3 protein-coding genes, 6 pseudogenes and 1 riboswitch are annotated in these 6749 nt (G+C 53.8%); of the genes and pseudogenes, 5 read left to right on the top strand and 4 right to left on the bottom strand.

Annotation, left to right across the window (positions count from 1 at the left end; genetic code table 11):
* Positions 1-140: pseudogene (locus tag QZ506_RS21340) on the top strand (transposase); the annotation flags it as partial.
* Here the strand turns inward: QZ506_RS21340 and QZ506_RS21345 are convergent.
* From QZ506_RS21345 to thiB, 4 genes and pseudogenes are all read right to left on the bottom strand, one after another.
* Positions 141-1043: pseudogene (locus QZ506_RS21345) on the bottom strand (thiamine pyrophosphate-binding protein); the annotation flags it as partial.
* 299 nt (positions 1044-1342) lie between these two features.
* Positions 1343-2092, bottom strand: coding sequence for a thiamine ABC transporter ATP-binding protein ThiQ (thiQ, locus tag QZ506_RS21350; RefSeq protein WP_291973767.1), 750 nt, complete (start codon positions 2090-2092; stop codon positions 1343-1345).
* Positions 2076-3704 carry a thiamine/thiamine pyrophosphate ABC transporter permease ThiP gene (gene thiP, locus QZ506_RS21355; RefSeq protein ID WP_291973769.1) on the bottom strand — a complete coding sequence of 543 codons (1629 nt, stop codon included), beginning with the start codon at positions 3702-3704 and terminating at the stop codon, positions 2076-2078. Before thiP ends, thiQ begins: the two co-directional genes overlap by 17 nt.
* The gene (gene thiB, locus QZ506_RS21360; protein WP_291973771.1) at positions 3680-4693 is read right to left on the bottom strand and encodes a thiamine ABC transporter substrate binding subunit; all 1014 of its coding nucleotides are present in this window, start codon (positions 4691-4693) and stop codon (positions 3680-3682) included. Before thiB ends, thiP begins: the two co-directional genes overlap by 25 nt.
* A 44-nt stretch (positions 4694-4737) precedes the next feature.
* Positions 4738-4867, bottom strand: a riboswitch (TPP riboswitch).
* Between the two features lie 7 nt (positions 4868-4874).
* Between thiB and QZ506_RS21365 the strand changes: the two are divergent.
* The 4 pseudogenes from QZ506_RS21365 to QZ506_RS21380 form a co-directional block, all read left to right on the top strand.
* Positions 4875-5051, top strand: a pseudogene (locus tag QZ506_RS21365) (IS1 family transposase); the annotation flags it as partial.
* A gap of 228 nt (positions 5052-5279) precedes the next feature.
* Positions 5280-5975, top strand: a pseudogene (locus tag QZ506_RS21370) (IS1 family transposase).
* A gap of 321 nt (positions 5976-6296) precedes the next feature.
* A pseudogene (locus QZ506_RS21375) lies at positions 6297-6539 on the top strand (Rpn family recombination-promoting nuclease/putative transposase); the annotation flags it as partial.
* A 42-nt stretch (positions 6540-6581) separates the two neighbouring features.
* Positions 6582-6749, top strand: a pseudogene (locus QZ506_RS21380) (IS630 family transposase); the annotation flags it as partial.

The raw sequence follows: 6749 nt of genomic DNA on the forward strand, positions 1-6749 counted from the left end.
CCCCCAGAGAAGAAGCAGGTCTGCAGGCGCTGGAAGCGTTCGACAGTGCCTGGGACAGCAGCTATCCGCAGATAAGCCGGAGCTGGCAGACAAACTTGGCTAACCTGGCGACGTTCTTCGCTTACCCGGCAGACATCCGCATCGATATCGATATGGATGATGCTGGCATCCTGGCAGAATTGTTCCACTTTACCGATAGCGCGATCGTCAAAGCGCGCGCCCAGTACGATAAGCAAATCAGACTGCTACAAAATCAGGTTAGTGGAACGGGCTGTGTGCATGCCTAACATGCCGAGTGACAGCGGGTGATCGGTCGGCATGGCAGCGAGCGCCATCAGCGTCATGGTGGTGGGCATGCTGGCGCGCTCGGCGAGTTCAATCGCCTGTTGGTGGGCCTCGGCGCTGATGATGCCACCGCCCAGATAGAGGATGGTGCGCTCTGCAGCATTGATCATTTCGGCGGCCTGTGCGATGGCTAGTGTATCAATGGCGGGGGTGAGATCGGGTTCAGCAATGGCTGGCAGTTCGGACAACGCTATCGTAGCGGTTTGAACATCTTTCGGAATATCGATCCATACTGGGCCCGGACGCCCTGATTGCGCGATGCGAAACGCGTCTGAAATTACGCGCGGCAGCTCGTTGATGTCCCGCACCAGATAGTTATGTTTGGTGACTGGGATGGAAATGCCACAAGTGTCCACTTCCTGAAAGGCATCGGTGCCGATCATGGTCGAGGAGACCTGACCGGTAATGCACACCAGAGGGATGGAATCGAGTTTCGCATCAGCAATCGCGGTAAGCAGGTTAGTTGCTCCCGGGCCGCTAGAGGCCAGACAAACGGCGGCTTTGCCGCTGGCTCGTGCCATGCCCTGCGCGATAAATCCTACCCCTTGCTCATGGCGGGCGAGAATATGGCGGATGGTTGTGCTCTGCCCCAGCGCATCATACAGCGGCAGTGCCGCCCCGCCGGGAATGCCCGCTACCGTGGTGATACCCTGCTGTTCCAACAGCAGGACGATCAACTGTGCTCCGGTATAACGCATAGTAATATCCTTCATCTGGGCCGGTGCGTTTTCGGAGCGGGGAAGGTAAAAACAAGAAACCCCGCTCGGGTTGCGCCGGCGGGGTTTGGGAATCGTGCTGTAATTCGGAACCCGTTAGGGCGCGTCGCCGACAACGACCGCGTCAACATGCGTGGTGTGTAGTAGTGCAGAAGTCATAGCAGCGGAGTGTCTCACGGTGATCCTGTCAATCAGTCAGTTAATTAGCAGTTTTATATAAGCACGGGCGTTGCAATAGGCGCAATACCCACAAGGAATAAAAAGTGAAAATTTTATTCAGCTCACAAAATATCCTCTGTTGAGTCTTCGCGATATGTAGGCGATCGGTCACGTGTGGCGCTGATCCCCAGTATCAGCGCCACCTCGCTGCTGCCGTCACACAGCGACATCGTGGGGCCATCGTAGGCTATGTTCCCATCGACCAACAGCAGACTGCGTGGAGCAATACGCAACGCGTCATCCAGATTGTGAGTGACCATCAGCAGTGTAAGTTGCTGCTCTGCACACACCCTATCAACCAGTGTGAGCATATCCTGACGCAGCGCCGGATCGAGCGCGGAGAACGGTTCATCCAGCAGCAGGACAGGGCGTTGGCGCAGCAGGCAGCGGGCCAATGCGGCGCGCTGGCGTTGACCGCCAGACACCTGCGCGGGCAGGCGCTGCATCAGGCTATTTAAGCCCACGTGTTCTGCAATAGCGTGCAATGCCTGACGCTGTGCTGCCGTGAGACGCAAACCGGGGTGTAGGCCAAGCGCAATATTTTGCTCCAGCGTCAGGTGTGGGAACAGGTTGTTTTCCTGAAACAGAATTGACACCGGGCGCTCGGCGGGCGGCGTATAGCGATGATCGTCGCCATTTAGCCACAGTTCGCCGCTGTTCGGCAATAAAAAACCGGCAATCAGGCTGAGCAGCGTACTTTTTCCCGCACCGCTTGGCCCCAACAGGGCAACGCGCTCTCCCGCAGCGATGTTGACATCGAACTGCATGGGGGCCTGTTGATAGAGATAAGTGAGTTTATTCAACGACAGCATGTCGGCCCGCCCGTTTTTGCCACAGGGTCAATGTCTCCATCACGGTAAACAACGCGAAACAGAGCAGCATCAGCAGCAGTGCGGTTACCGCACCGTCTGCGCTGCGATAAGCGCCAATTTGTTGGTAAAGATAGAAGGGCAACGTGCGGAACTGCTCATTGCCAAACAGGGCGATAATGCCGAAATCCCCCACCGAGAGTACGCAGGCAAATGCCATCGCCTGCGTGATCGGTTGTTGCAACGCGCGCAACTCAATCAGACGAAGACGGTGCCAACCGCGAATATCCAGAGATTGGCACAACAGATTATAGCGCTGAGCGATGTCGAGCATCGGGTTCTCCAACACCTTGAGCGCGTAGGGGATGGCCATCAGCGCGTTAGTGGCGACCACCAGCCCATAGGGGGATGTCGGTAGCCCTACGGTGTTGTTAAGCACAAGAAAAAAGCCTGTCGCCAATACAATGCCCGGCATCGCCAGAATTAGCAGGCCGCTGATGTCCATCAACTGTCCGGCCAGCCGCTGCTGACGCAGTTTCAGCTCACGGCTGCTCCACAGCAGCATCAGGGTCAGGATGACGCAAAGCACACCTGCGCCGAGCGCGATACGCAGGGATGTCCACAGCGTTTGCCACAGCGCGGGCTGTTTGAGCACCGCCAGCATCGCAGGACTGAGACCATCCAGCACCACGGCTAGCAACGGTGGCAGCAGCAATGACAGCGCAGCAACGATAATCACGGTATCGCCCAACCGTCCAGCCAGAGAATCCTGTGGGTTGCACCAGCGTAATTGCTGGGTATTGCCCACGGCGAACCACGATCCGAGTCGTTGGCTCAGTAGCACCAACCCCAGACAACAGACCATCTGGATCAGTGCCAATCCAGCCGCACGCGCAGGATCGTAATCAAAGCTCAATGCCTGATAGATAGCCAATTCGATAGTAGTGGCGCGCGGGCCTCCACCGAGTGAGAGTACGGTGGCAAAACTGGCGAAGCAGAGCATGAAAATCAGTGCCACACTGGGCAGGATTTGACGCCGTAACCACGGCCATTCAATGAGACGAAAGGTTTGCCAGGCATTCATGCACAACTGGGCCGCTAGCTGACGCTGCTCCGTGGAGATGGACTCCAGGGCTTGCAACAGCAGACGTGTCGCCAGCGGCAGATTGAAGAACACATGGGCCAACAGAATCCCTTGCAGGCCATAGGGGGAAAAGGTGTAGTCGATGCCGAGTGCGCTTAAGCCTTGTGCCAGCCAGCCCTGTCGCCCGTAGACGCGCAGTATGCCAAATACCGCCACCAACACCGGTAACACCAGCGTCATGGCGCACAGGCGCAACAGCCAGGTTCTGCCGGGGAAATGGCGGCGGTAGAGGGCGCGTGCCAGCACAATGGCGGGCAGCGTGGAGAGTAGCGCCGAAAGCAATGCCTGCCAAAAGGTAAAGCGCACTACGTACCATACATAGCTGTCACCCCATAGCGTCTGCCATGGGGTATCAGGAGCCTGATGCCAGAGAGCGCCAAACGCGAGCAGGGCAACACCTGCCAGCAATGCCGCGACAAACCGCCCAGGCCAGAGCCAGTGTGGGATCAGCGGCTGACGGCGCGTTGCCATGCCTGAATCCACTGCCCACGCAGGTCTGCCACCTCTTGTGCGCTAAAGGACAGCGCTTTTTCCGGGCGCGCCAGCGATTGGAAACCTTCTGGCAGTGCCACGCCTGTGACCGGATACATCCAGTTGGCGGTTGGCATCAGGCTTTGGAACGTCGGGCTGAGAATAAACTGCATAAAGCGGTTAGCGAGTTCCGGCTGCTTGCTGGCGGTCAACTGCCCAGCAACTTCAACTTGCATATAGTGGCCTTCGCTGAACAGCGCCGCTGCGTAGTTAGTCTTTTTCTCTTCGATAATGTGATAGGCCGGAGAGGTGGTGTAGCTCAGCACCAGATCTGCTTCGCCTTTAAGGAACAGACCGTAAGCCTCACTCCACCCTTTGGTGACGGTAACGGTTTTACGCGCCAGTTTTTGCCAGGCGTCAGGCGCTTTATCGCCATACACCTTTTGCATCCACAGCAGCAGGCCCAGCCCCGGCGTACTGGTGCGCGGGTATTGATAAATGACCTTCAGCGGTTGCTCGCTGTTGATCAAGGCATCAAGACTGGTCGGTGGATTTTTTAGCTTGTCTTTGTTGTAGACGAACGCGAAGTAGCCGTAATCGTAAGGCAGGAACGTGGCGTTGTTCCAGCCGCCGGGCAGCGTTAACGCGGCGGTTTTCACGTGGTTTGGGGTAAATAGCCCGGTATCCGCTGCCGCCTTGAGCAGGTTGTTATCCAGCCCCAACACGATATCCGCTTTGCTGTTTTTACCTTCCATGCGCAAGCGGTTCAACAGGGCAACGCCATCTTCCAGCGCGACGAAATTTAATTCGCACTCGCACTCTTTTTCGAAGGCTTTTTTAATCGCCGGGCCGGGGCCCCATTCAGACGCGAAGGAATAGTAGGTGTAAACGGTCAATGCGGGCTTGGTATTAGCGGCAGCAGAGCCGAACAGCACGGCAGAGAGGCCGAATACAGCAAGTAATAAACGGGATAATAGCGACTGCAACACTTTGCACTCCTGGGTATATTAGGGTGGCAAAGGACTTTGAGGCAGGCGAATGCACTCTCAAATCCCTTCGCCGATATTAACCGGATCAGGTTCGACGGGTATTTTCTCAGCATAAATACCGTGCGTTGACAATGCGATATCGCCAACAAACGGCCTGCACCCCGTTGAGAACGTCATTGAACTTCCAAAAGTAAAACACATTGTTAGCAAGCTGTATACACAGCGTATTGGGTGTGCACATCTGACACTGCGTAACCGATTGTAACGGCTCAATCGCAAGACGCTCGGATATTCAAAATCATCCGAAATGCACGATAGGATCATCGGTACTTACATCGAACGCGAGCACTACGTCTGATGCTACATCAACTTATTGAATACACGAACCAATCAGTTTTACAAGGAAAATCTCAACGAAAGGCTGGATAATATATTGAAAGTTGGGTTGAGTGGTAAAGAAAGAAAAACAGCACTCAACTTACTCAAGGATGTCGATGGTTATACTGAATCTTCGGCACGAGAATTGGGTCGTGTATTCAACACGTTGATTGCAGTGTACCATATCCGGTTTTGGATGTGGAATACAGTGGCTAAAGTTTATGTAAGATGCCCGTTTTGTGAACAGACATCTCCTGTGAAAAACACGGTTATGGCAAAAGTGGCCATCAGCGTTACCGTTGTCAGTCATGCAAACGCACCTTCCGGCTCGACTATGCCTATCGTACCTTCCAACCGTGAATGACAGACCAACTCATTGACTTGGCAATGAATAATGCGGGTATTCGTGACACTGCGCGGGCACTACATATTAGTATAAACGCCGTCGTGCGCACTTTAAAAAAACTTTCTCCGCGGAATGTAACAACGCAGCCACTGGATAACCTGCAAATTTAACTGATTTGCGAAGTGGATGAGATGTGGTCATTTGTTGGCAACAAAGAACGAGCGCTGGCTGTGGTACGCATGGGAGCCGCGTTTGAAGCAGATTATCGCTCATGCATTTGGCTCTTGCAGCAAGAAAAATCTGCATAAGTTGCTGAAACTGCTCTTGAGATTCAGTGTGGCGTTTTGGTGCACGGATGGCTACAGTGCTTACAACGACGCACTTCCAAAAGCAAAACACATTGTTGGCAAGCTGTATACACAGCGTATTGAGCGTGAAAATCTGACACTGCGTAACCGATTGAAACGGCTCAATCGTAAGACGCTGGGATATTCAAAATCATCCGAAATGCACGATAGGATCATCGGTACTTACATCGAACGCGAGTACTACGTTTGATGCTACATCAACCCATTGAATACACGACCTCTCCGCTGAGGTCGATGTAGATGATGCTGCCAGATTTAATACCGTTGCAGGGCAATCCTCTACGTTAAACCGCAATTTCCCACTCAATAGTATCCCAATGATTATTATATTGATTTATATCGACTTATTTTGGTTAATTAAAATTAATACCGCCAAAAATACCGACATCGCTGAACCGCCGGCACAAGTCCGAACTCGAGCAGTTCGCACAGAGGCACTGACAGCCGCCCCAGCTCGTTGGGCCGGGGATTTCGATGGCATACCGTAACCTGAGCAAGGTATACTGCGCCAATGACAACGTCCTCACTCTCCCAACATGACTCCCTGTTCAAAAAATTCCTCGGCGATATCACGGTAGCCCGAGACTTTCTGGAAATCCATTTGCCGCCTCACCTACGTGAACGCTGCGATTTCAGTACACTGGCGATGGTATCGGGCAGCTTTATCGAAGACGACCTGCGCACCCAGTGTTCGGATATGCTCTATTCCGTGCAGACAAAAAAGGGGAAAGGCTATATACCCGTGATCATTGAAGATGCTTGATTTTACGCGGTAAGAAGATCATGCTCACCCACTATAAAGATATCTAGTACCGACAAGCAAAAAGCCGAACTCGAACACCTTCATGACACCAGTCGTGATAAGCGTGTTTGTGATCGCATCAAAGCCGTCCTGCTGGCCTCCGAAGGCTGGAGCTCTGCGATGATTGCGCAAGCTCTGCGTCTGTACGAAACGACGGTAAAC

Origin of the sequence: Candidatus Symbiopectobacterium sp., assembly GCF_020054415.1 — a bacterium.
Lineage (GTDB): Bacteria > Pseudomonadota > Gammaproteobacteria > Enterobacterales > Enterobacteriaceae > Symbiopectobacterium.